This window comes from Ectopseudomonas khazarica (assembly GCF_017915135.1).
GTDB lineage: Bacteria > Pseudomonadota > Gammaproteobacteria > Pseudomonadales > Pseudomonadaceae > Aquipseudomonas > Aquipseudomonas khazarica.
In genome coordinates this window covers 2,252,960-2,279,957 of record NZ_CP068551.1, presented here as the reverse complement: position 1 = coordinate 2,279,957, position 26,998 = coordinate 2,252,960, and the positions used below count along the sequence as shown (strand labels likewise).

The 26,998-nt window shown below is 65.3% G+C and carries 29 protein-coding genes; 21 read left to right on the top strand and 8 right to left on the bottom strand.

Going from position 1 to position 26,998, the window contains the following annotated elements; genetic code table 11:
* The first annotated feature begins 7 nt into the window (after window positions 1–7).
* The 5 genes from JLK41_RS10815 (at window position 8) to JLK41_RS10795 (ending at window position 4,171) form a co-directional block, all read left to right on the top strand.
* Window positions 8–1,360 carry a pyridoxal phosphate-dependent decarboxylase family protein gene (locus JLK41_RS10815; RefSeq protein ID WP_210390990.1) on the top strand — a complete coding sequence of 451 codons (1,353 nt, stop codon included), beginning with the start codon at window positions 8–10 and terminating at the stop codon, window positions 1,358–1,360.
* A gap of 104 nt (window positions 1,361–1,464) precedes the next feature.
* Window positions 1,465–2,697: an alanine transaminase gene (gene alaC / locus JLK41_RS10810; protein ID WP_037053093.1), complete on the top strand. Its 1,233-nt coding sequence runs from the start codon at window positions 1,465–1,467 to the stop codon at window positions 2,695–2,697.
* Between the two features lie 160 nt (window positions 2,698–2,857).
* Window positions 2,858–3,580, top strand: coding sequence for a lysophospholipid acyltransferase family protein (locus JLK41_RS10805; RefSeq protein ID WP_210390989.1), 723 nt, complete (start codon window positions 2,858–2,860; stop codon window positions 3,578–3,580).
* 144 nt (window positions 3,581–3,724) lie between these two features.
* Window positions 3,725–3,919 (top strand): hypothetical protein, encoded by a 195-nt coding sequence (locus JLK41_RS10800; protein WP_134675977.1) that lies wholly within the window; start codon window positions 3,725–3,727, stop codon window positions 3,917–3,919.
* Window positions 3,920–3,928: 9 nt separating this feature from the next.
* Complete coding sequence (locus JLK41_RS10795; protein WP_047588484.1) at window positions 3,929–4,171, top strand: hypothetical protein; 243 nt, start codon at window positions 3,929–3,931, stop codon at window positions 4,169–4,171.
* A 40-nt stretch (window positions 4,172–4,211) separates the two neighbouring features.
* Here the strand turns inward: JLK41_RS10795 and JLK41_RS10790 are convergent, their stop codons facing one another.
* Window positions 4,212–4,937, bottom strand: coding sequence for an amidotransferase (locus tag JLK41_RS10790; RefSeq protein WP_037053097.1), 726 nt, complete (start codon window positions 4,935–4,937; stop codon window positions 4,212–4,214).
* A gap of 298 nt (window positions 4,938–5,235) precedes the next feature.
* On the opposite strand from JLK41_RS10790, the gene JLK41_RS25455 reads away from it, so the two are divergent.
* The gene (locus JLK41_RS25455) at window positions 5,236–5,349 is read left to right on the top strand and encodes a PA2485 family small membrane protein (RefSeq protein ID WP_277700522.1); all 114 of its coding nucleotides are present in this window, start codon (window positions 5,236–5,238) and stop codon (window positions 5,347–5,349) included.
* 21 nt (window positions 5,350–5,370) lie between these two features.
* Window positions 5,371–5,571: a type III secretion system co-regulatory protein PtrC gene (gene ptrC / locus JLK41_RS10785; RefSeq protein WP_037053098.1), complete on the top strand. Its 201-nt coding sequence runs from the start codon at window positions 5,371–5,373 to the stop codon at window positions 5,569–5,571.
* A 58-nt stretch (window positions 5,572–5,629) separates the two neighbouring features.
* Here the strand turns inward: ptrC and JLK41_RS10780 are convergent, their stop codons facing one another.
* Window positions 5,630–7,774 (bottom strand): 3-hydroxyacyl-CoA dehydrogenase NAD-binding domain-containing protein, encoded by a 2,145-nt coding sequence (locus tag JLK41_RS10780; RefSeq protein ID WP_210390988.1) that lies wholly within the window; start codon window positions 7,772–7,774, stop codon window positions 5,630–5,632.
* A 120-nt stretch (window positions 7,775–7,894) separates the two neighbouring features.
* Window positions 7,895–9,100 carry an acetyl-CoA C-acetyltransferase gene (locus tag JLK41_RS10775; protein WP_037053104.1) on the bottom strand — a complete coding sequence of 402 codons (1,206 nt, stop codon included), beginning with the start codon at window positions 9,098–9,100 and terminating at the stop codon, window positions 7,895–7,897.
* Between the two features lie 686 nt (window positions 9,101–9,786).
* Between JLK41_RS10775 and JLK41_RS10770 the strand changes: the two genes are divergently transcribed.
* The gene (locus JLK41_RS10770) at window positions 9,787–10,149 is read left to right on the top strand and encodes a rhodanese-like domain-containing protein (protein WP_175253502.1); all 363 of its coding nucleotides are present in this window, start codon (window positions 9,787–9,789) and stop codon (window positions 10,147–10,149) included.
* A complete protein-coding gene (locus JLK41_RS10765; protein WP_150609365.1) occupies window positions 10,146–10,955 on the top strand; it encodes a c-type cytochrome in 810 nt (269 codons plus the stop codon). The genes JLK41_RS10770 and JLK41_RS10765 overlap by 4 nt, the downstream gene beginning before the upstream one ends.
* On the opposite strand, the gene JLK41_RS10760 is transcribed toward JLK41_RS10765, so the two are convergent.
* Entirely contained in the window at window positions 10,952–11,290 is a 339-nt protein-coding gene (locus tag JLK41_RS10760) for a type 2 periplasmic-binding domain-containing protein (RefSeq protein ID WP_210390987.1), read from the bottom strand. The two genes, JLK41_RS10765 and JLK41_RS10760, sit on opposite strands and share 4 nt — an antisense overlap.
* On the opposite strand from JLK41_RS10760, the gene JLK41_RS10755 reads away from it, so the two are divergent.
* On the top strand, window positions 11,289–11,435 hold the full coding sequence (locus tag JLK41_RS10755; protein ID WP_210390986.1) for a hypothetical protein: 147 nt from the start codon (window positions 11,289–11,291) through the stop codon (window positions 11,433–11,435). The two genes, JLK41_RS10760 and JLK41_RS10755, sit on opposite strands and share 2 nt — an antisense overlap.
* A 6-nt stretch (window positions 11,436–11,441) precedes the next feature.
* Here JLK41_RS10755 and JLK41_RS10750 read toward each other — a convergent pair whose 3' ends face one another.
* The 4 genes from JLK41_RS10750 to JLK41_RS10735 all read right to left on the bottom strand — a co-directional run bounded on the left by JLK41_RS10750 (window position 11,442) and on the right by JLK41_RS10735 (window position 15,598).
* Window positions 11,442–12,239, bottom strand: a complete 798-nt coding sequence (locus JLK41_RS10750) for a transglutaminase family protein (protein WP_210390985.1) — start codon at window positions 12,237–12,239, stop codon at window positions 11,442–11,444.
* The gene (locus JLK41_RS10745; protein WP_037053110.1) at window positions 12,236–13,186 is read right to left on the bottom strand and encodes an alpha-E domain-containing protein; all 951 of its coding nucleotides are present in this window, start codon (window positions 13,184–13,186) and stop codon (window positions 12,236–12,238) included. The genes JLK41_RS10750 and JLK41_RS10745 overlap by 4 nt, the downstream gene beginning before the upstream one ends.
* Window positions 13,187–13,188: 2 nt before the next feature.
* On the bottom strand, window positions 13,189–14,598 hold the full coding sequence (locus JLK41_RS10740; RefSeq protein ID WP_047590580.1) for a circularly permuted type 2 ATP-grasp protein: 1,410 nt from the start codon (window positions 14,596–14,598) through the stop codon (window positions 13,189–13,191).
* A gap of 322 nt (window positions 14,599–14,920) precedes the next feature.
* Window positions 14,921–15,598, bottom strand: coding sequence for an alpha/beta family hydrolase (locus JLK41_RS10735; RefSeq protein ID WP_342357377.1), 678 nt, complete (start codon window positions 15,596–15,598; stop codon window positions 14,921–14,923).
* Window positions 15,599–15,699: 101 nt separating this feature from the next.
* On the opposite strand from JLK41_RS10735, the gene ccoN (JLK41_RS10730) reads away from it, so the two are divergent.
* The 11 genes from ccoN (JLK41_RS10730) to JLK41_RS10680 all read left to right on the top strand — a co-directional run bounded on the left by ccoN (JLK41_RS10730) (window position 15,700) and on the right by JLK41_RS10680 (window position 26,944).
* Entirely contained in the window at window positions 15,700–17,139 is a 1,440-nt protein-coding gene (ccoN, locus tag JLK41_RS10730) for a cytochrome-c oxidase, cbb3-type subunit I (protein WP_134675982.1), read from the top strand.
* The gene (gene ccoO, locus JLK41_RS10725; RefSeq protein WP_134675983.1) at window positions 17,139–17,747 is read left to right on the top strand and encodes a cytochrome-c oxidase, cbb3-type subunit II; all 609 of its coding nucleotides are present in this window, start codon (window positions 17,139–17,141) and stop codon (window positions 17,745–17,747) included. The genes ccoN (JLK41_RS10730) and ccoO (JLK41_RS10725) overlap by 1 nt, the downstream gene beginning before the upstream one ends.
* Before the next feature lie 5 nt (window positions 17,748–17,752).
* Complete coding sequence (locus JLK41_RS10720; RefSeq protein ID WP_037057539.1) at window positions 17,753–17,929, top strand: cbb3-type cytochrome oxidase subunit 3; 177 nt, start codon at window positions 17,753–17,755, stop codon at window positions 17,927–17,929.
* Window positions 17,926–18,852, top strand: coding sequence for a cytochrome-c oxidase, cbb3-type subunit III (gene ccoP / locus JLK41_RS10715; RefSeq protein WP_047589881.1), 927 nt, complete (start codon window positions 17,926–17,928; stop codon window positions 18,850–18,852). Before JLK41_RS10720 ends, ccoP (JLK41_RS10715) begins: the two co-directional genes overlap by 4 nt.
* Window positions 18,853–19,195: 343 nt before the next feature.
* A complete protein-coding gene (gene ccoN, locus JLK41_RS10710; protein WP_210390984.1) occupies window positions 19,196–20,638 on the top strand; it encodes a cytochrome-c oxidase, cbb3-type subunit I in 1,443 nt (480 codons plus the stop codon).
* Window positions 20,638–21,246, top strand: a complete 609-nt coding sequence (gene ccoO, locus JLK41_RS10705; protein ID WP_134675985.1) for a cytochrome-c oxidase, cbb3-type subunit II — start codon at window positions 20,638–20,640, stop codon at window positions 21,244–21,246. The genes ccoN (JLK41_RS10710) and ccoO (JLK41_RS10705) overlap by 1 nt, the downstream gene beginning before the upstream one ends.
* A gap of 6 nt (window positions 21,247–21,252) precedes the next feature.
* Window positions 21,253–21,435: a CcoQ/FixQ family Cbb3-type cytochrome c oxidase assembly chaperone gene (locus JLK41_RS10700; protein WP_037057020.1), complete on the top strand. Its 183-nt coding sequence runs from the start codon at window positions 21,253–21,255 to the stop codon at window positions 21,433–21,435.
* A complete protein-coding gene (ccoP, locus tag JLK41_RS10695; protein ID WP_037057022.1) occupies window positions 21,432–22,427 on the top strand; it encodes a cytochrome-c oxidase, cbb3-type subunit III in 996 nt (331 codons plus the stop codon). The genes JLK41_RS10700 and ccoP (JLK41_RS10695) overlap by 4 nt, the downstream gene beginning before the upstream one ends.
* Window positions 22,428–22,588: 161 nt before the next feature.
* Window positions 22,589–24,001, top strand: a complete 1,413-nt coding sequence (gene ccoG, locus JLK41_RS10690) for a cytochrome c oxidase accessory protein CcoG (protein WP_037057029.1) — start codon at window positions 22,589–22,591, stop codon at window positions 23,999–24,001.
* 13 nt (window positions 24,002–24,014) lie between these two features.
* A complete protein-coding gene (locus JLK41_RS10685; RefSeq protein ID WP_037057032.1) occupies window positions 24,015–24,533 on the top strand; it encodes a FixH family protein in 519 nt (172 codons plus the stop codon).
* A 2-nt stretch (window positions 24,534–24,535) separates the two neighbouring features.
* Window positions 24,536–26,944 carry a heavy metal translocating P-type ATPase gene (locus JLK41_RS10680; protein WP_210390983.1) on the top strand — a complete coding sequence of 803 codons (2,409 nt, stop codon included), beginning with the start codon at window positions 24,536–24,538 and terminating at the stop codon, window positions 26,942–26,944.
* Window positions 26,945–26,998 lie beyond the last annotated feature (54 nt).

Sequence of the window (26,998 nt, the reverse complement as noted above, 5' to 3'; positions counted from 1 at the left end):
ACCCTTCATGACCGAACACGACCTGCTGGCCGAAGCCGACCGCCGCGCCCTCGCCTACCTGGACGGTACCCCCACGCGCCGGGTCTTCCCCGACGCCCCTGCCATCGCCGCCCTGGCCGCCTTCGACCAGCCACTGCCGGAGCAGGGTCACGCCGCCGAGCAGGTGCTGCGCCAGCTCGATGACATCGGCTCACCCGCGACGGTGGCGAGCAACGGCGGGCGCTACTTCGGCTTCGTCATCGGCGCGACGCTGCCGGCGGCGGCCGCCGCCGAACGCCTGGTGCTGGCCTGGGACCAGTGCGCCTCGTCCTTCAACAACTCGCCGGTGGCGGACCAGCTCGAACGGGTCGCCGGGCGCTGGGTATGCCAGGCCCTGGGGCTGCCGGCGCAGAGCGCGGTCGGCTTCGGCACCAGCGCCACCGCCTGCACCCTGACCTGCATCGCCACCGCTCGACGCAAGCTGCTCGCCGGGCAGGGCTGGGATTTAGATGGCGATGGCCTGGCCGGTGCGCCAGCGCTGCGCGTGGTGCTCTCGGAGACGGCGCACGTCACCGTGAAGAAAGCCCTGCGCGTGCTCGGCTTCGGCATGAATCAGCTGATCTACGCACCGGTCGACGAACGCGGGCGCATCGACCCGGCGCGTCTGCCGCCGCTGGATGCACGCAGCCTGCTGATCCTGCAGGCCGGCGAGGTCAACAGCGGCGAGTTCGACCCGTTCGCCGAACTGATCCCCAAGGCCCGCGCCGCTGGCGCCTGGGTGCATGTCGACGGCGCCTTCGGGCTCTGGGCGCGGGCCTCGTCGTCGGCGCACCTGGCCGCCGGCATCGAGCAGGCCGACAGCTGGACCTGCGATGGGCACAAATGGCTCAACACCCCTTACGACAGTGCCATGGCCATCTGCCGGGACGCCAGCGCCCTGGCTGCGGCGATGAACAGCGACGCCGCCTACGCCATGGCCAGTGCCCACGCGCAGACCAACCTGACCCTGGAGTTCTCCCGCCGGGCGCGCGGCGTGGCGATCTGGGCGGCACTGGCCAACCTCGGCCGCGACGGCCTGCGGCGCATGATCGACCGACACATTCGCCAGGCCCGCCTGCTCGCCGACGCCCTCAGCGCCGGTGGCTACCAGGTGCTCAACCAGGTGCCGCTGAATCAGGTGCTGGTACGCGCCGACTCGGACGCACAGACAGACGCCATCCGCGAGGCGGTCCAGGGCAGTGGCGAGGCCTGGTTCGGCCCGACCCGCTGGCAGGGACGCCCGGCGTTCCGCCTGAGCGTCTCGTCCTGGCGCACCACTGACGAGGACATCCAGGCCCTGGCCGAACTGCTGCTGCGACTCAAGCGCCAGAGCGGCGCATAGCGCGCTGGACAGCCTGGCGGCCACAGGCGTATCGTCGCCGCCAGGTCACAGCAGTGACCAACGTCGCTCGGACGGTTCCGGGCGCTTACGTATCCGAGGAAATCATGGCAGAGAACGCCAAGCGCCGCTTTGCGCGCATAGATCGTCTCCCCCCCTACGTCTTCAACATCACCGCCGAACTGAAGATGGCTGCACGCCGTCGCGGTGAAGACATCATCGACTTCTCCATGGGCAACCCCGACGGTGCGACTCCGCCGCACATCGTCGAGAAGCTCGTGCAGGTCGCCCAGCGCGAAGACACCCACGGATACTCCACCTCCCGCGGTATTCCACGCCTGCGCCGCGCCATCTCGCGCTGGTACAAGGACCGCTACGACGTGGAGATCGATCCGGAAAGCGAAGCCATCGTCACCATCGGCTCCAAGGAAGGCCTGGCGCACCTGATGCTGGCCACCCTGGATCATGGCGACACCGTGCTGGTGCCCAACCCCAGCTACCCGATCCACATCTACGGTGCGGTGATCGCCGGCGCCCAGGTGCGCTCGGTACCGCTGGTGCCGGGCGTGGACTTCTTCGCGGAACTGGAACGCGCCATCCGCGAGTCGATTCCCAAGCCGAAGATGATGATCCTGGGCTTCCCCTCCAACCCCACCGCACAGTGCGTGGAGCTGGACTTCTTCGAGCGCGTGGTCGCCCTGGCCAAGCAGTACGACGTACTGGTGGTGCATGACCTGGCCTATGCCGACATCGTCTACGACGGCTGGAAGGCCCCGTCGATCATGCAGGTGCCAGGTGCCAAGGACATCGCGGTGGAATTCTTCACCCTGTCCAAGAGCTACAACATGGCCGGCTGGCGCATCGGTTTCATGGTCGGCAACCCCGAGCTGGTCAACGCCCTGGCGCGGATCAAGAGCTACCACGACTACGGCACCTTCACACCCCTGCAGGTGGCCGCCATCGCCGCCCTGGAAGGCGACCAGCAATGCGTGCGCGATATCGCCGAGCAGTACCGCCAGCGTCGCAACCTGCTGGTCAAGGGGCTGCACGAGATCGGCTGGATGGTAGAGAAGCCCAAGGCCTCGATGTACGTCTGGGCCAAGATTCCCGAGGCCTACGCGCATCTGGGCTCGCTGGAGTTCGCCAAGAAGCTGCTGGCCGAAGCCAAGGTCTGCGTGTCGCCCGGCCTGGGCTTCGGTGACTACGGCGACGACCACGTCCGCTTCGCCCTGATCGAGAACCAGGACCGCACGCGCCAGGCGCTGCGCGGGATCAAGGCGATGTTCAGGGCCGACGGCCTGCTGCCGGGCAAGCCCGCCAGAGCCGAGCAGGAACAGTGACAGAGGGCGCCGCAAGGCGCCCTTTCTCCATCTGCGGCAAAGCTGACAAGATCTGCGACAATTCATGACGTTTACCAACCTCAGCTGGTAGTTCCGGGGAATTGCCCGGCAGAGTGAACGCCCGTACACTGCGCGCCCCTTCCCTGACGGTCGTACCTCGATGCTCTTCGTTCTGCGCATGCTGCTGATGGGCGTGCATTTCATCTTCGCCGGGCTGCTAGGCCTGCTGCTCGGCCTATGCCGCCCCTTCAACCCGGACAACAGCCGCCTCTGCGCACGCCTCTACTCGCTGCCCGCGCTGTGCCTGCTGCGCCTCAAGCTCAAGGCCGACGTCCGCCCGCTGCTGGAACACCAGCGCTCATGCGTGATCATCGCCAACCATCAGTCCAACTTCGACCTGTACGTGCTGGGCCGCGTGGTGCCCAGACGCACGGTGAGCATCGGCAAGAAGAGCCTCAAATGGGTGCCGTTCTTCGGCCAGCTGTACTGGCTGGCGGGCAACGTGCTGATCGACCGCAGCAATGCCCTGGCTGCCAAGTGGGCCATGCTGACCACCACCGCAACCCTGCGTGATCACGACACCTCGATCTGGGTGTTCCCGGAGGGCACGCGCAATCTCGGCCGTGGCCTGCTGCCGTTCAAGAAAGGCGCCTTTCAGATGGCGATCAACGCCGGTGTTCCGATCATTCCGGTGTGCGTGAGCAACTATGCCAGGTCCATGCGTCTCAACCGCTGGAACAGCGGCCGCATCCTGATCCGCTCGCTGCCGGCCATCCCCACTGCCGGCCTGAGCCTGGACGACATGCCGGCGCTGATGGAGCGCTGCCAGCAGGCCATGCGCGAGTGCATCAGCAGCATGGACGCGGAACTGGCCAGCGCCTGACTGGCAGGCGGGTTGTCGGTGCGCACCGACAACCCGCGGCAACCATCAAAACGATCGATAGTTACTCTGCTGCACATCCATTATTCAATCGAAATGCCTTGAGCGATTCTGTGCCCACGCCTACCCAAGACCTGGAGCACGGACATGTCACGCCTCGCACAAGCGGCCCGCAACGGCGCCCTCGCAGCCATCGGCCTGTATCTGATCAGCACCTCCACGGTGCTGGTGCTGAGCTATGCCAGCCTGAAGCCAAGCACGCCGACCTTCGAACAGTCGGCGCCGCTGCAGACGCTGATCAGCCAGCTGCCGGCGCTGTTGCGCGCCCTCTCGCCGAGCTGAGGTGCGGCCATGCTCAGAACCCAACGGAGCCGCCTGCTGATGCTTGCCGGCATGGCCCTGCTGACCACCCTGCTGGCCTTGGTCGGCATCGGCAAGGGCTCGGCTGGCGCGGTGGCGCGCAACATCGAGTGCAGCCACAAGCTCGCCCATCACCTCGACCTGGCCGAGAGCCTCAAGCGGCAACGCAGCAGCCCGCCACCCAGCCGCGACGAGCGCTTCTCGCCCTACTTCCTGCCCGTCAGGCAGGCATGAAAAAGCCCGGAAATCCGGGCTTTCTGACTGCGAATCAGGCTCAGACCTTGGCTTTCCTGCCCTGGGCGACGAAACGCATCATCCACTCGCCCACCACACTGCCCTGCTGGGCGTGCTTGAGGCTGTCCACCCCTTGCTGATAGACCTGCTCGCCAAGGTGCTGCTGACGCAGCTCGAGCAGCGCCCGCGAGTAATCGTGGATGAACTCGGGGTGGCCCTGGAAGCACAGCACCTGATCCTCGATGTGGTACGCACCGATCGGGCAGAAGTCGCTGGACGCCAGCAGCGTGGCCTTCTCCGGCAGGCGAGTGACCTGGTCCTGGTGGCTGATCAGCAGTTGCAGCTCGTCCAGTGCCGGGCTCATCCACTCCGGATTGCCCTGCAGGCGATAGCTGTGCACGCCTACGCCCCAGCCCTGCTCGGCACGCTCGGCCTTGCCGCCCAGCAACAGCGCCAGCAGCTGGTGACCGAAGCAGATGCCCAGCAGCTTGTCGCCACGCTGGTAGCGCTCGAGCAGGTACTGCTTGAGGGTCTGGATCCATGGCTCGCTGCCGAACGAATCCGCCTTGCTGCCGGTCACCAGGTAGGCGTCGAACTGCTCGCTGTCGGGCGGGTAATGCCCCTCCACCACGTTGTAGACACTGAACTCCGCCGCAACCGGTTGCTGAGCGAAAAGCTGCTCGAACATACGGCCATAGCCCTGATACTGGTCGACCAGTTCGGGACGGAGGATGTCAGTTTCCAGGATGCAGATACGCAGTGACATGAGGTTTCCTGTGTGAGCACGAAGGTAGGACGATTTGTGCGTTTTTCTTAACACATGCCCCCACACAAAGAAATAGCCAAGCCTGATTTACACGCATATTCGGCGTTCCGGAGCCCTGTGCAAGGCTGCGAACATTCGTCAATTAAAATTGACATCGCCCTGACGCAATGGCGCTGCACGAGGCGCTATCAGCCGCTTCGATAGTTACCATGCACACCATTCACTTCTGTGATGGCGAGCCTGCGGTGAATATCACTTCACCGGGCAGTCGCCCTCATCACACAGAAGGAAATCGATCATGAGCATTTATGCCGCGCTCGCCAGCTTCGCCGCTGCTTCCGCCTTCCAGACCTCCGCCCCGGCTCGCCCTGCCCCTGCGGCACCGGCAAACCGCGACGTCCGTTCCAGCTGACGACCCGCCAGGAGAGCCGCCATGCACAGCCAACTCAGCCTGGACGCCTATGGCGTCACCTACGTTCACCTGCAAGACGACGGCCTGCAGTTCGAGAGCGAAGCCGCCCTGCAGCTCGATGACGGCAGCATGCTGACCCTGCGCATGCCGACCCGCTACAGCGAGATGCTGGCCATTCACGAAGCGGTGTGCATTCAGCAGGGCTGGTGCCAGGCGGCCTGACGGACGCTCCCCAAAAAAGAAACGGCCCATCGGGCCGTCTCTTTGCACACCAGTCGCCTCAGAAGCACTCGTCCTTGGCCGCCTTCTCCAGCAGCAGCGCCGGCGGCAGGAAGCGCTCGCCATATTGCTCGGCCAGGTACTGCGCACGGGCGACGAAGTCCTTCACCCCGTACTGATTGATGTACTGCAGCGCACCGCCCGTCCAGGCGGCGAAGCCAATGCCGAAGATCGAGCCGACGTTGGCATCGGCCACCGACTGCAGCACGCCCTCCTCGACGCAACGTACCGTTTCGATGGCCTGGATGAACAGGATCCGGTCGCGGACATCCTGCTGCGGAATCTGCGCATCGGCCTTTTCGAAACGCGCCTTGAGCTCGGGCCACAGGTGCTTCTTGCCAGCGGCCGGGTAGTCGTAGAAACCCATGCCCGCCGCCTTGCCTGGACGCTTGTACTCGCCCAGCATCATGTCGATGACCGCGAAAGCCGGGTGCTCGGGGATGGATTTGCCCTCTGCCGCCAGATCCTTGATGGTCTGCTGGCGGATGTGATTCATCAGGCTCATCGACACTTCATCGCTGATCGCCAGCGGGCCGACCGGCATGCCGGCGTTGCGTGCCTCGTTCTCGATCATCGCTGCGCTGACGCCTTCGCCAAGCATGGCCAGGCCTTCGTTGGTGAAGGTGCCGAACACCCGCGAGGTGAAGAAGCCACGGCTGTCGTTGACCACGATGGGGGTCTTCTTGATCTGCATGACGTAGTCGAAACCACGCGCCAGCGTCTCGTCGGAGGTCTTCTCGCCGCGGATGATTTCCACCAGCGGCATCTTGTCCACCGGACTGAAGAAATGCAGGCCGATGAAGTTCTCCGGCCTGGCCACGGCAGTCGCCAGGCCGGTGATCGGCAGCGTCGAGGTGTTGGAGGCGATCACCGCATCGCCCAGCGCGGCGGCTTCTGCGGCGGCGGTGACCTTGCCCTTGAGCGCACGATCCTCGAATACCGCTTCGATGATCAGGTCGCAGCCCTCGAAGTCCGCCTCGCTGTCGCTCGCCTTGATCAGCCCGAGGAAGGCGTCGCGCTGCTCGGCGCTCATGTGCCCCCTGCCGACCTTCTTGTCCAGCAGCCTGGCCGAGTAGCCCTTGCCCTTCTCCGCCGCTTCCACGGACACGTCCTTGAGCACCACCTCGATACCCGCCGCTGCCGATACGTAGGCGATACCCGCACCCATCATGCCCGCGCCGAGCACACCGACCTTCTTCGTCCGGGTCTTCGGGTAACCCTGCGGGCGCGAACCGCCGGCATTGATCTCATTGAGCTGAAACCAGAAGGTGCCGATCATGTTCTTCGCCACCTGGCCGCAGGTCAGCTCGGTGAAGTAGCGCGCCTCGATGATCTGCGCGGTGTCGAAGTCGACCTGCGCGCCCTCGACCGCCGCGCACATGATTTTCTCCGGCGCGGGGAAGCAGCCCCGGGTCTTGTCGCGCAACACGCTCGGGGCAATGGCCAGCATCTGCGCCACGTTAGGTGAACTCGGCGTCCCCCCCGGAATCTTGTAGCCCTGCACGTCCCAGGGCTGCCGCGCGGTCGGGTTGGCGACGATCCAGGCACGCGCCTTGGCCAGCATCTCCTCGCGGTCGCCGGCCAGCTCATGGATCAGCCCGGCCTTGAGCGCTGCTTCCGGGCGCACCTTCTTGCCTTCGGCCAGGTACGGCAGCGCCTTTTCCAGGCCGAGGATGCGCACCATGCGCACCACGCCGCCGCCCCCGGGCAGCAGCCCCAGGGTGACCTCCGGCAGGCCGAGCTGCACATGGGGCTCGTTCAGGGCGATGCGCTGGTGGCAGGCCAGGGCGATCTCCCAGCCGCCACCCAGCGCGGCGCCGTTGATGGCCGCGACCACCGGCTTGCCGAGGGTCTCGAGACGGCGCAGCTGGCCCTTGATCTTGAGGATCATCTCGTAGAAACCCTGGGCGTCGGCCGGGGTGACCTGGATCAGTTCGTTGAGGTCGCCGCCAGCGAAGAAGGTCTTCTTCGCCGAGGTGACGATGACCCCGGCGATGGTGTCCTTTTCCGCCTCCAGGCGGTCGACGATCTCGGCCATGGCCTCGCGGTACACCGCGTTCATGGTGTTGGCACTCTGGCCGGGCATGTCCATGGTCAGGACGACGATAGCGTCCTGGCCTTTTTCGTAGCGGATGGCGTCAGTCATTTTTTCACGTCCCAAATATTCGGGGAGTGCTTCAGGGGCGTCACGCGCGCGGCTCAGGCAAGGCGGAAATCATTGGACTTCCAGCGCCGCGTGGCCGAGCGCAGTCGCCCGTGACAGCTCCTAGATACGTTCGATGATGGTGGCGATACCCATGCCACCGCCCACGCAAAGGGTGGCCAGGCCATAGCGCAGCTGGCGCTTCTCCAGTTCGTCGAGCAGCGTGCCGAGGATCGCGCAGCCGGTGGCGCCCAGCGGGTGGCCCATGGCGATCGCGCCGCCATTGACGTTGACCTTGTCCTCGCTCACGCCCATGTCCTTCATGAACTTCATCACCACCGAGGCGAAGGCCTCGTTGACCTCGAACAGGTCGATGTCATCCACCGCCAGCCCCGCCTTGGCCAGCGCCTTGCGCGTGGCGGGCGCCGGACCGGTGAGCATGATGGTCGGATCGGTACTGGTCACCGCCGTGGCGACGATGCGCGCACGTGGTTTCAGGCCCAGTTCGCTGCCCTTGGCCGCGGAGCCGATCAGCATCAGCGCGGCGCCGTCGACGATGCCGGAGCTGTTGCCCGGCGTGTGCACATGCTCGATACGCTCGACATGGCTGTAGACGCGCAAGGCGGTGGCATCGAAGCCCATCTGCCCCATCATCTCGAAGCTGGGCTTGAGCTTGTTCAGCCCCTCCAGCGTCGAGTCGCCACGGATGAATTCGTCATGTTCGAGCAGCAGGATGCCGTTCTGGTCGCGGACCGGCACCAGGGACCTGGCGAATGCGCCATTGCCGCTGGCGCGTGCGGCCTTCTGCTGCGAACGCAGGGCGAAGGCATCGACGTCCGCGCGGGTGAACCCTTCCAGCGTCGCGATCAGGTCGGCGCCGATGCCCTGCGGCACGAAATTGGAGTGAATGTTGGTTTCCGGGTCCATCACCCAGGCGCCGCCGTCGGAACCCATGGGCACGCGTGACATCGACTCGACGCCACCGACCACCACCAGGTCCTCGAAGCCGGAGCGCACCTTCATCGCCCCCATGTTCACCGCCTCCAGCCCCGAGGCGCAGAAGCGATTGAGCTGTACGCCCGCCACGCATACGTCCCAGTCGGCCACCATCGCGGCGGTCTTGGCGATGTCGGCGCCCTGGTCGCCTACCGGCGTCACGCAGCCCAGCACGATGTCGTCCACCTGGCTGGTATCCAGATCGTTACGGGCTTGCAGGGCAGTCAGCAGGCCGGCGACCAGCTGGACGGGCTTGACGCTGTACAGCGCGCCGTCCTTCTTGCCCTTGCCACGCGGCGTGCGTACCGCGTCGAAAATATAAGCTTCGGTCATGGCATCCTCGGAAGGTCATGCGGCGCTGGCGATCACGGCGCCGCGCCGGTTCTTGTTTGAGCGTCCCTACCTTAGCGCCACGAGGCCAGCGCTCAATGACCGAAGCGCTCAGCGCCATTGACCACTGAGCTCAGACGAACGGTCGTTTGTTCGTCAACGGGCACATGGGCCCGAGCAACCTGTCTGCCACAAGGCATGCGGCCTGCGCGCCTGGCGCGCGTCATAGCGCGTGTTTCCTAGCAGCCAGCCATTAGCAACCAAGTCATCTAAGAAAGCGCAGACGGCAGCCCTAGAGTTAGTCATGCACCTTGACGAAAACCGGTGCAGGGAACCGTCGCTGGGTCATGCCGGGGCGGTCGATGGAACTACGCCCAGGCAGCAGCTCGCCAGGCAGACCGGCAGGCGTCCGACACGACGCCCATAACAACAAGAGGCATATGGCCATGAACAAGCAGCCGAAATACCGTCAGGCTGGCGTCATTCTCTTCGCCACGGCGGTCATACTGATCCTTCCCAACCTGACCCGTCTGGTCAGCTGACCCAGCAACGACCCCGCTGCTGTGCAGACGCCGTGGTGCGCTCGGCACAGGGCGGGTACTTTCCCATGACCTGGTGACACCCCGTCTGGACGGCGCGCCCGCATCGGGCAAAGATAGTTCGATCCCTCGCCAGCCCCGGAGCCAGACATGCGCCTCGCCATTCTCTTCCTTACCGGCCTGTTCACCCTTGCCGGCGCCCACGCCGCGGAAGTGGACCAGGCTGCCGCACTCGAGACGCTGCAAGACGAAGACAGCCTGCTGATCGACGTGCGCAGCGCCGAGGAATTCGCCGACGGCGCCCTGCCCGGCGCCATCAACCTCGAACATGATCGGATCGCGGAACGCATCGCCAGCGTGGCACCCGACAAGGACCGCCCGCTGGTGCTGTACTGCCGCAGCGGGCGGCGCTCCTCATTCGCGCAGGACAAGCTGCAGGCACTGGGCTACAGCCGGGTGATCAACGCAGGCGGCTATGACGACCTGCTGCCGCTCCTGGAGCGCGGCGAATGAGGGGGCTGCTGGTCAGCCTGATGTTTCTTGGCTGTTCCCTCTCGCTGCAGGCCGGCGAGTTCGCCGCACAACTGAACGCTGGCACGCGCAGCTGGAGCAGCAGCGAACTGTTGCACCACCCTCAGGCCCGCGACATCGAGATCGCCGACGACGTCAGCTACAAGCGCCCCATGCGCTACCGTGCGGTCCCGATCCGCGCGCTGCTCGAGGGCGTGACGGCGGGCGATCACCTGCAGGCGGTGGCATCGGACGGCTTCGCCGCTGAGCTTCCGGCCGCCCTGCTGCTGGCCGACGAGGGGGCCAAGGCCTGGCTGGCCATCGAAGACCCGGACGAGCCATGGCCACCGCTGGCCCAGGGCAAGGCCAGCGCGGGGCCGTTCTACTTGGTCTGGACCGACCCGCACGCCAGCCAGATCAGCCCCGAGCAGTGGCCCTTCCAGGTCGTCAGGATTCGCCAGCTGGCGGCGGTGGAGCAACGCTTCCCCGCCCTGCTCCCGGCCGGTGACGCGAGCAGCGAGGTGCAGGCCGGCTTCGCCCTGTTCCAGAAGAACTGCATGGCCTGCCACCGCCTCAATGGCGCCGGTGACTCCGCGTTCGGCCCCGATCTGAATATCCCCTACAACCCCACCGAGTACTTCACCGGCGACTTCCTGCGCCAGTACATCCGTGACCCGCAAAGCCTGCGGCGCTGGCCGCAGGCACGCATGCCCGGCTTCTCCGAGCAGGTGCTCGACGCCACGCAGCTGCAGCAGCTGATCGCCTACCTGCAGCACATGGCCACGCGCAAGCTCCCGCCGCCGGGCTAGCCCGGCAGGCTCTCCTCCAGCGCCTCGCGAATCAGGCTCTGCAGCAACTGCATCGGCTCGCTCGGCTGCGTCTCGGCGCGGTGCAGGGCCAGCTCCAGCGTCGGCAGCGACGGCAACCCGCTGCTGCCGCTCGGCAGGACCTCGACGCCGGCCGGCAGGCACAACGCCGTACGCCCGGTGATGCCCAGGCGCGCACGCGCGGCGGCCCACAGTCCCCCCAGGTTGGCGCTGGAAAACGCCACGCGCCAGGGCAAACCGGCACGATCCAGCGCCGCGCATGGCTCGGAACGGAACAGGCAGGCCGGCGTGGCCCGTGCGGGCACGGTGCTGGGCATGGCCAACACCCTGGTGTTCGCCGGCATGTTCCTCACCCCGACGCTGGTCGCCGCCGGCCTGCGCCACGGTGACTGGCCGCTGGTGTGGGGCGTGGCGGCCCTGCTGACGCTGGCAGCCTGGCCGCTGCTGCGCGCGGCGGGCTGAGCGGCCCTACTGCTGGCGCACCTGCAGCAACGGCGCGACCTGCACCTGCGCATGCATCTGCTCGCAACCACCGCCACGGCGCATGCCGCGCACCGGGCAGGCATCGAGGTAGTCCAGGCCGACCGCCAGCTTCAGGTGACGCTCCGGGCGTGCCAGGCAGTTGGTCACGTCGAAGCTGTACCAGGCATCGCCGACCCAGGCCTCGGCCCAGGCATGGCTGGCCAGGTGCTCGGCATCGTCCGTGTAGAGGTAGCCCGACACGTAGCGCGCCGGCACCCCCAGGCTGCGAGCACAGGCGAGGAAGGCATGGGAGTGGTCCTGGCAGACACCACGGCGACCGGCGAAGGCCTCGGCGGCACTGGTATCCACCTCGGTGACGCCCGGCTGATAGACGATATGGGCATTGAGCGCATGCATCAGGTCGATCAGGCCGTTGCGGTCGCTATGCGCCCTGGCGTGCTGCGCGGCGAACTCGCGAATGGCGTCATCCGCCTGGGTCAGGCGGGTGAAGCGCAGGAACGGCAACGCCGACTGCTGCTCGTGCTCGGCCTCGCACGTCTCGTCGATCTCCACCTGGCCCCGGGCGCCGATGACGATGGCCTCGTGCGGCTCGTCCAGGGTCAGCACATGCAGGATGTTGCCGTACGGATCGATCTGCGCATGCACCGGGCGCGGCAGATCGAGCTGCCAGCTGAGCACCTGCTGTCGCTCGCTGTCATGCGGGGTCAGGCGCAGGTACTGGATACTCGCGCGCACCTGATCATCGTAACGGTAGGTGGTGTCATGACTGATCGAAAGTCTCATGCGACCTCCAGATAGGACGTGTGGATGGTGTTGCCCAGCTGGCGCACCAGCAGGATGAAGTCGGTCAGCCAGGCGTGCAGACCTTCGTCGAGCACTTCGTCGATGCTGGTGTAGCGCAGGCGCGCATCCAGTTCGGCGGCCAGGCGCTGCGCGGGGCGACCGTTCTCCCCCGGTAGACCGGCGAGCATCAGGTTGAGTTCTTCCATGCAGGCGCGCAGCGAACGCGGCACGTCCGGACGCAACAACAGCAGCTCGGCGACCTTGCGCGTGCGCGGCGAGCCACGGTAGATCTCGGCGAAGGCCTCGAACGAGGACAGCGCACGCAACAACGCGCTCCACTGGTAGTAACTGCGCGCCGTGCGCTCCTCCAGTTCGTCGATCTCTTCGCCGAGCATTTCGTAGCGCGCATCGAGCAGGCGCAGGGTGTTGTCGGCGCGCTCGATGAAGGTGCCCAGGCGGATGAAGCGATAGGCCTCGCCACGCATGATGGTGCCGAAGGTGGCGCCACGGAACAGGTGCGAGCGCTCCTTGACCCACTCGCAGAAGCGACTGATGCCGTAACGCCCCAGGCCCTGCTCGGCGATGCCGCGCATTTCCAGCCAGGTGGCGTTGATGTTCTCCCACATGTCGGCGGTGATGCGCCCGCGCACCGCGTGTGCATTGCTGCGCGCCGCCTGCAGGCAGCAGTAGATGCTGCCGGGGTTGCTCGCATCGAGGGCGAAGAAGTGCAGCATGCGCTCGGCATGCAGCGGGCCATGACGCTCCAGGTATTCGTCCAGCGTGCCGGTGATGAGCAGCGGCATGGCCAGTTCGTCGAGGCCGTCGCCACGGCCGTCCTGCGGCATCAGCGACAGCGAGTAGCTGACGTCGAGCATGCGCGCGAGGTTCTCGGCACGCTCCAGGTAGCGCGACATCCAGTACAGATCGGAGGCAGTACGACTGAGCATGATTAGTCCTCCACCACCCAGGTGTCCTTGGTCCCGCCGCCTTGCGACGAGTTGACCACCAGCGAGCCTTCGCGCAGTGCCACGCGCGTCAGGCCGCCAGGCACCAGGCGGGTTTCGCGGCCGGTCAGGACGAACGGGCGCAGATCGATATGGCGCGGTGCGATGCCGCGCTCGACGAAGGTCGGGCAGGTCGACAGGCTCAGCGTCGGCTGGGCGATGTAGGCCTCCGGCTTGGCGATCAGGCGGGCACGGAAGGTCTCGATCTCGGCCTTGCTCGCCGCCGGCCCGACCAGCATGCCGTAGCCACCGGAGCCCTGGGTTTCCTTGACCACCAGCTCGGACAGGTTGGCCAGCACGTGGGACAGCTCCTCCGGCTTGCGGCACTGCCAGGTCGGTACGTTCTTGAGAATCGGCTCCTCGTCCAGGTAGAAGCGGATCATGTCGCCGACGAAGGGATAGACCGACTTGTCGTCCGCGACGCCGGTGCCAATGGCGTTGGCCAGCACCACGTTGCGCGCGCGATAGGCCGACAGCAGCCCGGCGACGCCGAGCATCGATTCGGGATTGAAGGCCAGCGGATCGAGGAAGGCGTCGTCGAGACGGCGGTAGATCACGTCGACCTGGCGCGCCCCCGCGGTGGTGCGCATGTAGACCTTGTCGTCACGCACGAACAGGTCCGCCCCCTCCACCAGCTCCACACCCATCTCGCGGGCCAGGAAGGCGTGCTCGAAATAGGCGCTGTTGAAACGTCCCGGGGTCAGCACCACGACCGTGGGGTTGTCCAGCGGGCTGGAGCTCTTCAGCGCATCGAGCAGCAGGTTCGGGTAGTGATCCACCGGCGCCACGCGCTGCGCGGCGAACAACTCGGGGAACAGGCGCATCATCATCTTGCGGTCTTCGAGCATGTAGCTGACGCCGCTCGGCGTGCGCAGGTTGTCCTCGAGCACGTAGTAGCTGCCGTCGCCATCGCGTACCAGGTCGACCCCGGCGATGTGCGCGTAGATGTCGCGATGCAGGTCGAGCCCCTGCATGGCCATCTGGTACCCCTCGTTGGCCAGCACCTGTTCGGCCGGGATGATGCCCGCCTTGATGATGCGCTGGTCATGGTAGAGGTCGGCGAGGAACAGGTTGAGCGCCTGCACCCGCTGGATGCAGCCACGCTCGACGATGCGCCACTCGCTGGCGGGTATGGCGCGTGGAACGATGTCGAAGGGAATCAGCCGCTCGGTGCCCTGATCGTCGCCGTAGAGGGTGAAGGTGATACCCGCGCGGTGGAACAACAGATCGGCTTCGCGCCGGCGCTGGGCCAGCAGCTCGTCCGGCGTTTCCGCCAGCCAGCGGGCGAACTCTCGGTAGTGCGGGCGGACAGCGCCACTCGCGTCGTACATCTCGTCATAAAAGGTGCGGGCCATGCCGTACTCCTTGTCACCCGGACTTGCAGCATCCTCTGCAAGGCCCGAGCCAGCACTATTAATCCTTTAATTTCAACAACCTAGCAAATGATCGAATACTCCACGCACCATCAAGGTGCGGCGCGATGTTGCCGTCACAACCTGTCGCCCCATTAGGTGGCGCAGGAGCGGCGAACGCCTCGCGATGCAGGCAGAAAGCCTGCACCACCCGCTCCACGCCGGACGCGGCCAGCTGTCCGTCACATTGCGTGACCGCCCGGTCAAGTGCAATCGCTTTCGCACGCAGACGACGGCATGACCTGCCCCCGGCTGAAGCGCCCCCTCACTGCCTGGAGGCGAGAAACTCGGCAACGACCTGCACGGCCGTGTCGAGGTGCTGCTCATGAGTGTAGCCCGACGCCTTCAGCGGCTTGAGGTCGTGGTCGGCGGCGGCCAGCCAGTGCAGGTCGATGGCCGAGGACAATGCGTAGGCGGCGACCGCCTCACGATTACCCAGCGCATCGCGTTCGCCCTGGACGATCAGCGTCGGCGTGCGCAGCTCGGCCAGGTGGGCAACGCGGGGCTTTTCCGGTTTTCCGGCAGCATAGAAAGGGTAGCCCAGGCAAACCAGGGCAGCCGCCCCCAGTTCGTCTGCCAGCAGACTGGCCATGCGCCCGCCCATGGACTTGCCGCCGATGGCCAGGGGCCCTGCGACGCGTTGGCGCACCTGGGCATGGACGTCACGCCATTGCTGCAGCAGTTGCGCCTGGGGATTGGGGGGGCGCTTGCGCCCATCCACACGGCGCTGGGCCATGTAGGCGAACTCGAAGCGCACCACGCGCACGCCGCGCGCGGCGAGCCCCTGCGCCATGCGCTGCATGAACGGACTGTCCATCGCTGCGCCTGCCCCGTGCGCCAGGATCAGAGTGGCCGTTGCCGCCTGCGGCGGTTCGTCCCACAACCAGGACAGCCCCTGCTCACATTGATCGGCGTCAATAAACCCAGATGGCCCTTTGCTCATGCTTGCCTCGCGTCGATATCCGTGGTGTTCATGGCCTGCTCATGCCTAGGGGTGCCACGGATGTCGGCCGCTCTGCCATAACCGTGGATGGAAGCCCAGACATGAACACAACAACCCGTTCCGCCTACAACTACAGGGTGGTTCGCCAGTTCGCCATTATGACGGTGGTTTGGGGCATCGTCGGCATGGGACTCGGCGTATTCATCGCCGCCCAGCTGGCCTGGCCCGAACTGAACTTCAACCTACCCTGGACCAGCTTCGGCCGGCTCCGCCCACTGCACACCAATGCGGTGATCTTCGCCTTCGGTGGCTGCGCACTGTTCGCCACCAGCTACTACGCGGTGCAACGCACCAGCCAAACCACGCTGTTCGCACCCAAGCTGGCTGCCTTCACCTTCTGGGGCTGGCAACTGGTGATCGTGCTGGCCGCCATCAGCCTGCCGCTGGGCTGGACCAGCTCCAAGGAATACGCCGAGCTCGAGTGGCCGATCGATATCCTCATCACCATCGTGTGGGTGTCCTACGCCATCGTCTTCTTCGGCACCGTCATGCAACGCAAGGTCAGCCACATTTATGTGGGCAACTGGTTCTTCGGCGGTTTCATTCTCACCGTGGCGATCCTCCACCTGATCAACAACATGGAGATTCCGGTCACCCTGACCAAGTCCTACTCGCTGTACGCGGGTGCGACCGATGCGATGATCCAGTGGTGGTACGGCCACAACGCCGTGGGCTTCTTCCTGACCGCCGGCTTCCTGGGGATGATGTACTACTTCGTGCCCAAGCAGGCAGGTCGTCCGGTCTATTCCTACCGCCTGTCCATCGTCCACTTCTGGGCGCTGATCGCGGTCTACATCTGGGCCGGTCCGCACCACCTGCACTACACCGCGCTGCCGGACTGGGCCCAGTCCCTCGGCATGGTGATGTCGCTGATTCTCCTGGCACCGAGCTGGGGTGGCATGATCAACGGCATGATGACCCTCTCCGGCGCCTGGCATAAGCTGCGCACCGACCCGATCCTGCGCTTCCTGGTGGTCTCCCTGGCCTTCTACGGCATGTCCACCTTCGAAGGCCCGATGATGGCCATCAAGACCGTCAACGCCCTGTCCCACTACACCGACTGGACCATCGGCCACGTGCACGCCGGTGCCCTGGGCTGGGTCGCCATGGTGTCGATCGGCTCGCTGTATCACCTGATTCCCAAGGTCTTCGGTCGCGAGCAGATGCACAGCATCGGCCTGATCAACGGCCACTTCTGGCTGGCCACCATCGGCACCGTGCTGTACATCGCCTCGATGTGGGTCAACGGCATCACTCAGGGCCTGATGTGGCGTGCAGTCAACGAAGACGGCACCCTCACCTACTCCTTCGTCGAAGCGCTGGAAGCCAGCCATGTCGGCTTCGTGGTGCGGGTGATCGGTGGCGCCATCTTCTTCAGCGGCATGCTGCTGATGGCCTGGAACGTCTGGCTGACCGTGCGTAGCGCCGAGTCGACCGAGATGGAAGCCGCTGCGCAGTTCTCGGTAGAAGGAGCCCACTGATGAAACACGAGATTCTCGAGAAGAACATCGGCCTGATGGCACTGGTGATGATCCTGGCGGTCAGCATCGGTGGCCTGACCCAGATCGTTCCCCTGTTCTTCCAGGACGTCACCAACGAGCCGGTCGAAGGCCTCAAGCCTTACAACGCCCTGCAGCTCGAAGGTCGCGACATCTACATCCGCGAGGGCTGCGTCGGCTGCCACTCGCAGATGATCCGCCCGTTCCGCGCCGAGACCGAGCGCTACGGCCACTACTCCGTCGCCGGCGAAAGCGTCTGGGACCACCCCTTCCTCTGGGGCTCCAAGCGTACCGGTCCGGACCTGGCCCGCGTCGGCGGCCGCTACTCGGACGAGTGGCATCGCGCTCACCTGTACAACCCGCGCAACGTCGTGCCCGAGTCGAAGATGCCGGCCTACCCCTGGCTGGTGGAAAGCACCCTCGACGGCCAGGACACCGCCAAGAAGATGAGTGCCCTGCGCACCCTTGGCGTGCCCTACAGCGACGAGGACATCGCCGGGGCCGGTGATGCGGTCAAGGGCAAGAGCGAGATGGACGCGCTGGTCGCCTACCTCCAGGTGCTTGGCACCGCCGTGAAGAACAAGAGGTAAGCGCCATGTTGGAATTCATCGATGTGGGCACGCTGCGCGGGCTGGGTACCGCGCTGGTACTGATCGCCTTCACCGCAGTCACCTTCTGGGCCTATAGCGGCGAGCGCCGCGACGAGTTCAACGCAGCGGCCAACCTGCCGTTCGCCGACGACAAGCCCGATGTCTGGAGTAACGAAGCATGACCGCCTTCTGGAGCCTATACATCACCCTGCTCACCGTGGGCACGCTGATCGCGCTGTTCTGGCTGATCTTCGCCACCCGCAAGAGCGAAGTGCACAAGAACCCGACCGAGCAGACCATGGGTCATGCCTTCGATGGCATCGAGGAGTATGACAACCCGCTGCCCAAGTGGTGGTTCATGCTGTTCCTCGGCACCCTGGTGTTCGGCGCGGCCTACCTGCTGCTCTACCCGGGCCTGGGCAACTTCAAGGGCCTGCTGCCGGGTTACAAGGACGGCTGGACCCAGGTCAACCAGTGGCAACGCGAGATGGATCGTGCCGATGAGCTGTACGGGCCGATCTTCGCCAAGTTCGCCGCCATGCCCATCGAGGACGTGGCCAAGGACGAGCAAGCCCTGAAGATGGGTGGCCGCCTGTTCGCCTCCAACTGCTCGGTATGCCACGGTTCCGACGCCAAGGGCAGCTACGGCTTCCCCAACCTGGCCGACGACAGCTGGCGCTGGGGCGGCGAGCCGGAGACCATCAAGACCACCATCCTCAAGGGGCGTCACGGCATGATGCCGCCGCAGGGTGCGGTGATCGGCGAAGACGGCGTGCGCAACGCTGCCGCCTACGTCCTGACCCAGCTGGCCGGCCGCGAACTGCCGGAAGGTGAAGTCGCCGACGTCGCAGCAGGCGAGAAGATCTTCTCCACCACCTGCTTCGCCTGCCACGGCGCCAGCGGCACGGGCACCCCTGCCCTGGGTGCACCGGACCTGACCCGTCCGAGCGCATTCATCTACGGCAGCAGCTTCGCCCAGCTTCAGCAGACCATCCGCTATGGTCGCAGTGGCAACATGCCGCCTCAGGAAGACTTCCTGGGTAACGACAAGGCCCACCTGCTGGCGGCCTATGTGCTGAAACTGAGCCAGGGCAAGAACGAGTAACTCCCGCTTTGCCGGCGATCATCCCCTGGTCGCCGGCCCCTCCCCGCACCTGTGCGACCCAGTGTCGCACCTGCCGACCAATAGCCCTGCAATTTTCTTGATCTGGGCTAAGCTGCCTTTCAGTCGCCATCTGACACAACTCCAAGGCGATCCCTTCTTAGCGCTGCGCAAACTGGTTGCGCCAAAGCTGCCAGAGCTGTCTCCGGGGCCTGCCCGCAGTCCCCTTGAAAGGCTCTGAAACCCCGTTCGTGTCGGCATGTTGCGTTGCAATGGCTACCTGCTTTCTCCATACTTGCCGCCGATTTTTGCCCCATAAAACTCCATTAACCGTGGAACCCCTAGCATGAGCACAGCAATCAGTCAGACTGCTTATAACTATAAGGTGGTCCGCCAGTTCGCCATTATGACGGTGATCTGGGGGGTCATTGGGATGGGTCTAGGCGTGTTCATCGCCGCACAACTCGTGTGGCCAGAACTCAACCTGGGCCTGCCGTGGACCAGCTTCGGCCGTCTGCGTCCCTTGCATACCAACGCGGTGATCTTCGCTTTCGGCGGATGCGCCCTCTTCGCGACCTCGTACTACGTGGTCCAGCGCACCTGTCAAACGCGTCTGGTCTCCGACGGTCTGGCTGCCTTCACCTTCTGGGGTTGGCAAGCGGTCATCGTCCTGGCGGTGATCACCCTGCCCTTGGGCTACACCAGCTCCAAGGAATACGCCGAGCTCGAGTGGCCGATCGACATCCTCCTGGGTGTGGTCTGGGTCACCTACCTGCTGGTGTTCTTCGGCACCATCATGAAGCGCAAGACCAAGCACATCTATGTGGGCAACTGGTTCTTCGGCGCCTTCATCCTGGTCACCGCGATGCTGCACATCGTCAACAGCATGGAAGTACCGGTCACCCTGACCAAGTCCTACTCCATGTATGCCGGTGCCACCGACGCCATGATCCAGTGGTGGTACGGTCACAACGCCGTGGGCTTCTTCCTGACCACCGGCTTCCTCGGCATGATGTACTACTTCGTACCCAAGCAGGCCGAGCGTCCGATCTACTCCTATCGCCTGTCCATCGTCCACTTCTGGGCGCTGATCACCCTGTACATCTGGGCCGGCCCGCACCACCTGCACTACACCGCACTGCCGGACTGGGCCCAGTCCCTCGGCATGGCGATGTCCGTGATCCTGCTGGCGCCGAGCTGGGGTGGCATGATCAACGGCATGATGAGCCTGTCCGGCGCCTGGCATAAGCTGCGCACCGACCCGATCCTGCGCTTCCTGGTGGTCTCCCTGGCCTTCTACGGCATGTCCACCTTCGAAGGCCCGATGATGGCCATCAAGACCGTCAACGCCCTGTCCCACTACACCGACTGGACCATCGGCCACGTGCACGCCGGCGCCCTCGGCTGGGTAGCGATGATCTCCATCGGTTCGCTGTATCACCTGATTCCCAAGGTGTTCGGTCGCGAGCAGATGCACAGCATCGGCCTGATCAACGCGCACTTCTGGCTGGCCACCATCGGCACCGTGCTCTACATCGCCTCGATGTGGGTCAACGGCATCACCCAGGGTCTGATGTGGCGCGCGGTCAACGAAGACGGCACCCTCACCTACTCCTTCGTCGAAGCGCTGGAAGCCAGCCATGCGGGCTATGTCGTGCGCATGATCGGTGGTGCCTTCTTCGTCACCGGCATGCTGCTGATGGCCTACAACACCTACCGCACCGTGCGTGCCGCCAAGCCGGCTGAATACGATGCGGCTGCGCAGATTCCCGCCGGAGTAGCTCACTGATGAAACACGAAATCATCGAGAAGAATATCGGCCTGATGGCGCTGCTGATGGTGATTGCCGTCAGCATCGGTGGCCTGACCCAGATCGTCCCGCTGTTCTTCCAGGACGTCACCAACGAGCCGGTCGAAGGCCTCAAGCCCTACACCGCGCTGGAACTGGAAGGCCGTGACATCTACATCGCCAACGGTTGCGTTGGCTGCCACTCGCAGATGATCCGTCCGTTCCGCGCCGAGACCGAGCGCTACGGCCACTACTCCGTCGCCGGTGAAAGCGTCTGGGACCACCCCTTCCTGTGGGGTTCCAAGCGTACCGGTCCGGACCTGGCCCGCGTCGGCGGCCGTTACTCGGACGAGTGGCACCGCGCCCACCTGTACAACCCGCGCAACGTAGTGCCCGAGTCGAAGATGCCGGCCTACCCCTGGCTGGTCGAGAACAAGCTCGATGGCAAGGACACCGCGAAGAAGATGGAAGTCATGCGTGGCTTCGGCATCCCCTACACCGATGAAGATATCGCCGGTGCTCGCGATGCCGTGAAAGGCAAGACCGAAATGGACGCGCTGGTCGCGTACCTGCAGGTTCTCGGCACTTCCATCAAGAACAAACGGTAAGACGCCATGGATATCGGGACTATTCGCGGAATCGGCACGGCGGTGGTGTTCATCGCCTTCATCAGCGTGGTGCTCTGGGCCTACAGCAGCAAGCGCAAGTCGGGCTTCGACGAGGCCGCCAACCTGCCCTTCGCGGATGATCCCGAAACCAAGCGCGACCAAGACTCTTCCAGGAGCAATAACCAATGACCACGTTCTGGAGTTGGTACGTAACCATCCTCTCCCTGGGCACCATCTTCGCCCTGACCTGGCTGATCTTCGGCACCCGCAAGGGCCAGCGCCAGGAAGTGACCGACGAAACCGTCGGCCACAGCTTCGATGGCATCGAGGAGTATGACAACCCGCTGCCGAAGTGGTGGTTCATGCTGTTCGTCGCCACCATCATCTTCGCCCTCGGTTACCTGGCCCTCTACCCGGGCCTGGGCAACTGGAAAGGCCTGCTGCCGGGCTACGACTACGTCGACAGCGAGAGCAAGACCCCCTTCGCTGCCGGCGTACAGATCGCCGACGGCTCCATGCGTCACGCGGGCTGGACCGGCGTGCACCAGTGGGAGAAGGAAATGGCGCGCGCCGACGAGCAATACGGCCCGCTGTTCGCCAAGTACGCTGCCATGCCCATCGAGGAAGTGGCCAAGGACGAGCAAGCCCTGAAAATGGGTGGCCGTCTGTTCGCTTCCAACTGCTCGGTGTGCCACGGTTCTGATGCCAAGGGCAGCTACGGCTTCCCCAACCTGACCGACAACGAATGGCGCTGGGGCGGCGAGCCGGAAACCATCAAGACCACCATCCTCAAGGGTCGCGAAGGCGCCATGACACCTCAGGGTCCGGTCATCGGCGAAGATGGCGTGCGCAACGTCGCCGCCTACGTCCTGACCCAGCTGGCGGGTCGTGAGCTGCCGGAAGGCACCGAAGCCGACATCGAAGCGGGCCAGAAGGTCTTCGCCGGTACCTGCTTCGCCTGCCACGGTGCCGACGGCAAGGGTACCCCTGCCCTGGGCGCCCCGAACCTGACCAACCCGGCAGCGTTCATCTACGGCAGCAGCTACGCGCAACTGCAGCAGACCATCCGCTACGGTCGTCACGGCAAGATGCCGGCCCAGGAAGAATTCCTCGGCAACGACAAGGTCCACCTGCTGGCCGCTTACGTCTATAGCCTGTCGCACAAGGCGCAGGAGCAGTAAGCGTAGAAGGACTCTTTTGACAAGGGTCAATGAACGCCCGGGTCGCGACTGCTGGTCGCACCCGGGCGTTGTCTTTCAGGCGTACCATATAGCCACCGTGAACTGACCCTGACCGGCACGCATCGGCCCGGGCTGCCAACCAACCGCCGTGGTATGCATTGATGAGCGAACAGATTCCCGTCCAGGACATCACCCCTCCTTCCGCCAAGAATGCCAGCGTCGATCTGTACGCCAGCCGCGAGAAGATCTACACCCGCGCATTCACCGGCCTGTTCCGCAACCTGCGCCGCGCAGGCGGAGCACTGCTGTTCATTCTGTTCTTCGGCACCGTCTGGCTGAACTGGGAAGGCCGTCAGGCCGTCTGGTGGAACCTGCCGGAGCGCAAGTTCCACATCTTCGGCGCCACCTACTGGCCACAGGACTTCATGCTGCTGTCCTGGCTGCTGATCATCTGCGCCTTCGGCCTGTTCTTCATCACCGTGTTCGCAGGCCGCGTCTGGTGCGGCTACACCTGCCCGCAGAGCGTGTTCACCTGGGTGTTCATGTGGGCCGAGAAGGTCACCGAGGGCGACCGCAACCAGCGCATGAAGCTGGACAAGCAGCAGATGAGCGGCCACAAGCTGGCGCGCAAGGTGGCCAAGCACGGTATCTGGCTGGGCGTGTCCCTGCTCACCGCGATCACCTTCGTCGGCTACTTCACTCCCATCCGCGACCTGATTCCCGAGCTGCTGACGCTGCAGGCCGGCGGCTGGGCGCTGTTCTGGGTCGGCTTCTTCACCCTGGCCACCTATGGCAACGCCGGCTACCTGCGCGAACAGGTATGTATCTACATGTGTCCCTACGCACGCTTCCAGAGCGTGATGTTCGACCAGGACACCCTGATCGTCTCCTACGATCCGCGTCGCGGCGAGTCTCGCGGCCCGCGCAAGAAGGACGCCGACTACAAGGCCCAGGGCCTGGGCGACTGCATCGACTGCAAGATGTGCGTGCACGTCTGCCCCACCGGCATCGACATCCGTGACGGCCTGCAGATCGAGTGCATCGGTTGCGCCGCCTGCATCGACGCTTGCGACAGCATCATGGAGAAGATGAACTATCCCAAGGGGCTGATCAGCTACACCACTGAACACAACCTGTCCGGACGCAAGACCCACCTGCTGCGCCCGCGCCTGATCGGGTACGCTGTCGCGCTCGTCGCCATGATCGGCCTGTTCGCCTGGGCCGTGGCCAACCGCCCGCTGGTCGAGCTGGACGTGCTCAAGGACCGTGTGCTGTTCCGCGAGAACGAGCGCGGCCACATCGAGAACGTCTACACCCTGAAGATCATGAACAAGGCGCAGCACGACATGACCTACGTGATCACCGCCGACGGTCTCGACGGTCTGGTCTACGAAGGCAAGCGCGAGGTTCGCGCCCTGGCGGGCGAGGTCTACTCCTTCCCGGTGGAACTCTCCATCGCGCCGGAGAAGCTGCCTTCCAGCGCCAACAACATCGTCTTCCACGTACAATCCGCGGATGACCCCAGTATCAAGAACGACGCCGACAGCCGCTTCATCGGCCCAAGCGTCCGCTGACAACGGAAAGAGCATGACCGAACACGCACCATCGCCAGCAAAACCCTGGTACAAGCAGTTCTGGCCCTGGTTCATCATCGCCCTGCTGGGCTACTCCGTGGTGCAGGGCCTGGCCCTGCTCACGCTGGCCACGCGCAATCCACCCGGGCTGATTTCCGATGACTACTACGACGTCGGCAAGGGCATCAACCAATCGCTGGAGCGCGAGCAACTGGCCGAGCGCCTGCAACTCCACGGCGAGCTGGTGCTCGATGGCGCCACCGGCGTCGCGACCCTGGTGCTGGAGGGCAACAGCCGCCCGCAGCAGATCGTCCTCAACCTGATCTCGCCGACCCAGCCGGAGCGCGATCGTCGCGTCATTCTGCAGCCCGGCGCCGATGGCCAGTACCGTGGCCAGATGGTCGACCAGGTCAGCGGCCGGCGCTTCGTCGAACTGCTGGGCCAGGAAGGCAGCCAGAGCTGGCGCCTGTTCGAGGAAGAGAACATTGCCGACGGCAAGGCCATCATGATCGGTGACAATCCCTCCTACTGATCATGCCCGCCCCTACGCCCTGCTATCACTGCGGACTGCCGGTTCCCACCGGCAGCCATTTCCACGCCACGGTCCTCGGCCAGCCCCGTGACCTCTGCTGCCCCGGCTGCCAGGCCGTGGCGGAAGCCATCGTCGCCGGCGGCCTCGAGCACTACTACAGCCACCGCAGCGAAAACGCCGCCAACCCGCAGACCCTGCCCAAGGCCCTGCCCGACGAGCTGGCGCTGTACGACCGCAGCGACGTGCAACAGCCCTTCGTGCAGCACGAGGGCGAGCTGAGCGAAACCCAGCTGCTGATCGAAGGCATCAGTTGCGCCGCCTGCGGCTGGCTGATCGAGAAACACCTGCGTGGCGTACCCGGCGTGGCCGAGGCGCACCTGAACCTGTCCAACCACCGCCTGCAGGTGCGCTGGCAGGATAGCCAGATCCCGCTCAGCCAGTTGCTCGCCGAGCTGCGCCGCATCGGCTATGCCGCTCACCCCTGGCACGCGGACGAGGCCGCCGAGCGGCTGGCGGCGGAGAACCGCAGGCGCATGCGCGAGCTGGGCGTGGCCGGCCTGCTGTGGATGCAGGTGATGATGGCGGCCATGGCCACCTGGCCGGAATTCAACGTCGACCTGACGCCCGAGCTGGACAAGATCCTGCGCTGGACCAGCCTGTTCCTCACCACCCCCATCGTCTTCTACTGCTGCGGGCAGTTCTTCCGCGGCGCCCTGCGCGACCTGCGCACCCGCCACCTGACCATGGACATCTCCGTCTCCCTGGCGATCGGCGGGGCCTACGTCGCGGGCATCTGGTCCACCGTCACCGGAGTCGGCGAACTGTACTTCGACGCCGTGGGCATGTTCGCCCTGTTCCTCCTCGCCGGACGCTATCTGGAGCGGCGTGCGCGCGAGAGAACCGCTGCGGCGACCGCACAACTGGTCCAGTTGCTGCCTGCATCCTGCCTGCGCCTGGCCGGTGATGGCCAGAGCCAGCGCATCCTGCTCAGCGAACTGCAGGTCGGCGAACGGGTGCTGGTGCAACCCGGTTCGCTGGTACCTGCCGACGGGCGCATTCTCGCCGGCCAGTCCAGCGTCGACGAATCCCTGCTGACCGGCGAATACCTGCCGCAGGCGCGCGCTATCGGCGACAGCGTCACCGCCGGCACCCTGAACGTCGAAGGCCCGCTGACCGTGGAAGTCCAGGCCCTGGGCGATGCCACGCGGCTGTCCGCCATCGTCCGCCTGCTCGAACGTGCGCAGAGCGAGAAGCCACGCCTGGCGGAGATCGCCGATCGCGTTTCGCAGTGGTTCCTGCTGTTCATCCTGCTGGCCGCCGCCCTGGTCGGTTTCATCTGGTGGGAAATCGACTCCAGTCGCGCCTTCTGGGTCGTGCTCGCCCTGCTGGTCGCCACCTGCCCCTGCGCACTGGCCCTGGCCACACCGACGGCGCTGACCACCGCGACCGGCAGCCTGCACAAGCTGGGCATGCTGCTGACCCGTGGCCATGTCCTCGAAGGGCTCAACCATATCGACACGCTGGTGCTGGACAAGACCGGCACGCTCACCGAGGGACGCCTAACCCTGAGCGCCATCCATCCGCTGCGCGAACTGGATCAGGACAGCTGCCTGGCGCTGGCCGCCGCCCTGGAAAACCGCTCCGAGCACCCCATCGCCCGCGCCTTCGGCCAGGCACCACGGGCCGCCGATGCGGTCGACAGCCATCCGGGCCTGGGCCTGCAGGGCAGCGTCGACGGCCGTCTGCTGCGCATCGGCGAGGCCCGCTTCGTCTGCGCGCTGAGCGGCCAGCAGGTACCGGAGATTGCCGGAGAGCACGGCCAGTGGTTGCTGCTGGGCGACGAGCAGGGGTCACTGGCCTGGTTCGTCCTCGACGATCGCCTGCGCGACGACGCTCCCGAGCTGATCGCCGCCGCCCGCGAGCGTGGCTGGCACATCCACCTGCTGTCGGGCGACAGCTCGCCGATGGTCGCCGAGGTGGCGCACCAGCTCGGTATCGAGGACGCCCGTGGCGGCCTGACACCGGACGCCAAACTGGCAGTGCTCAAGCAGCTGCACGGCGAGGGGCGCCGTGTGCTGATGCTCGGCGATGGCGTCAACGATGTACCGGTCCTGGCGGCAGCCGATATCAGCGTGGCCATGGGCTCGGCCTCCGACCTGGCCAAGACCAGCGCCGATGCGGTCCTGCTGTCCAACCGCCTGGGCAGCCTGGTACAGGGTCTGGCCATGGCCAGGCGCACGCGACGGATCATCATCGAGAACCTGTGCTGGGCGACGCTGTACAATGGCATGGTCCTGCCCTTCGCCGCGCTCGGCTGGATCACCCCCATCTGGGCGGCGGTCGGCATGTCGTTCAGCTCACTGCTGGTCGTGCTCAATGCCCTGCGCCTGAGCCGCAGCCCGAACAGCTAGGCACGAACCGCGCTCGGCGCTGTGCGTGCCTACCCATACGCCCCCACGGAGACC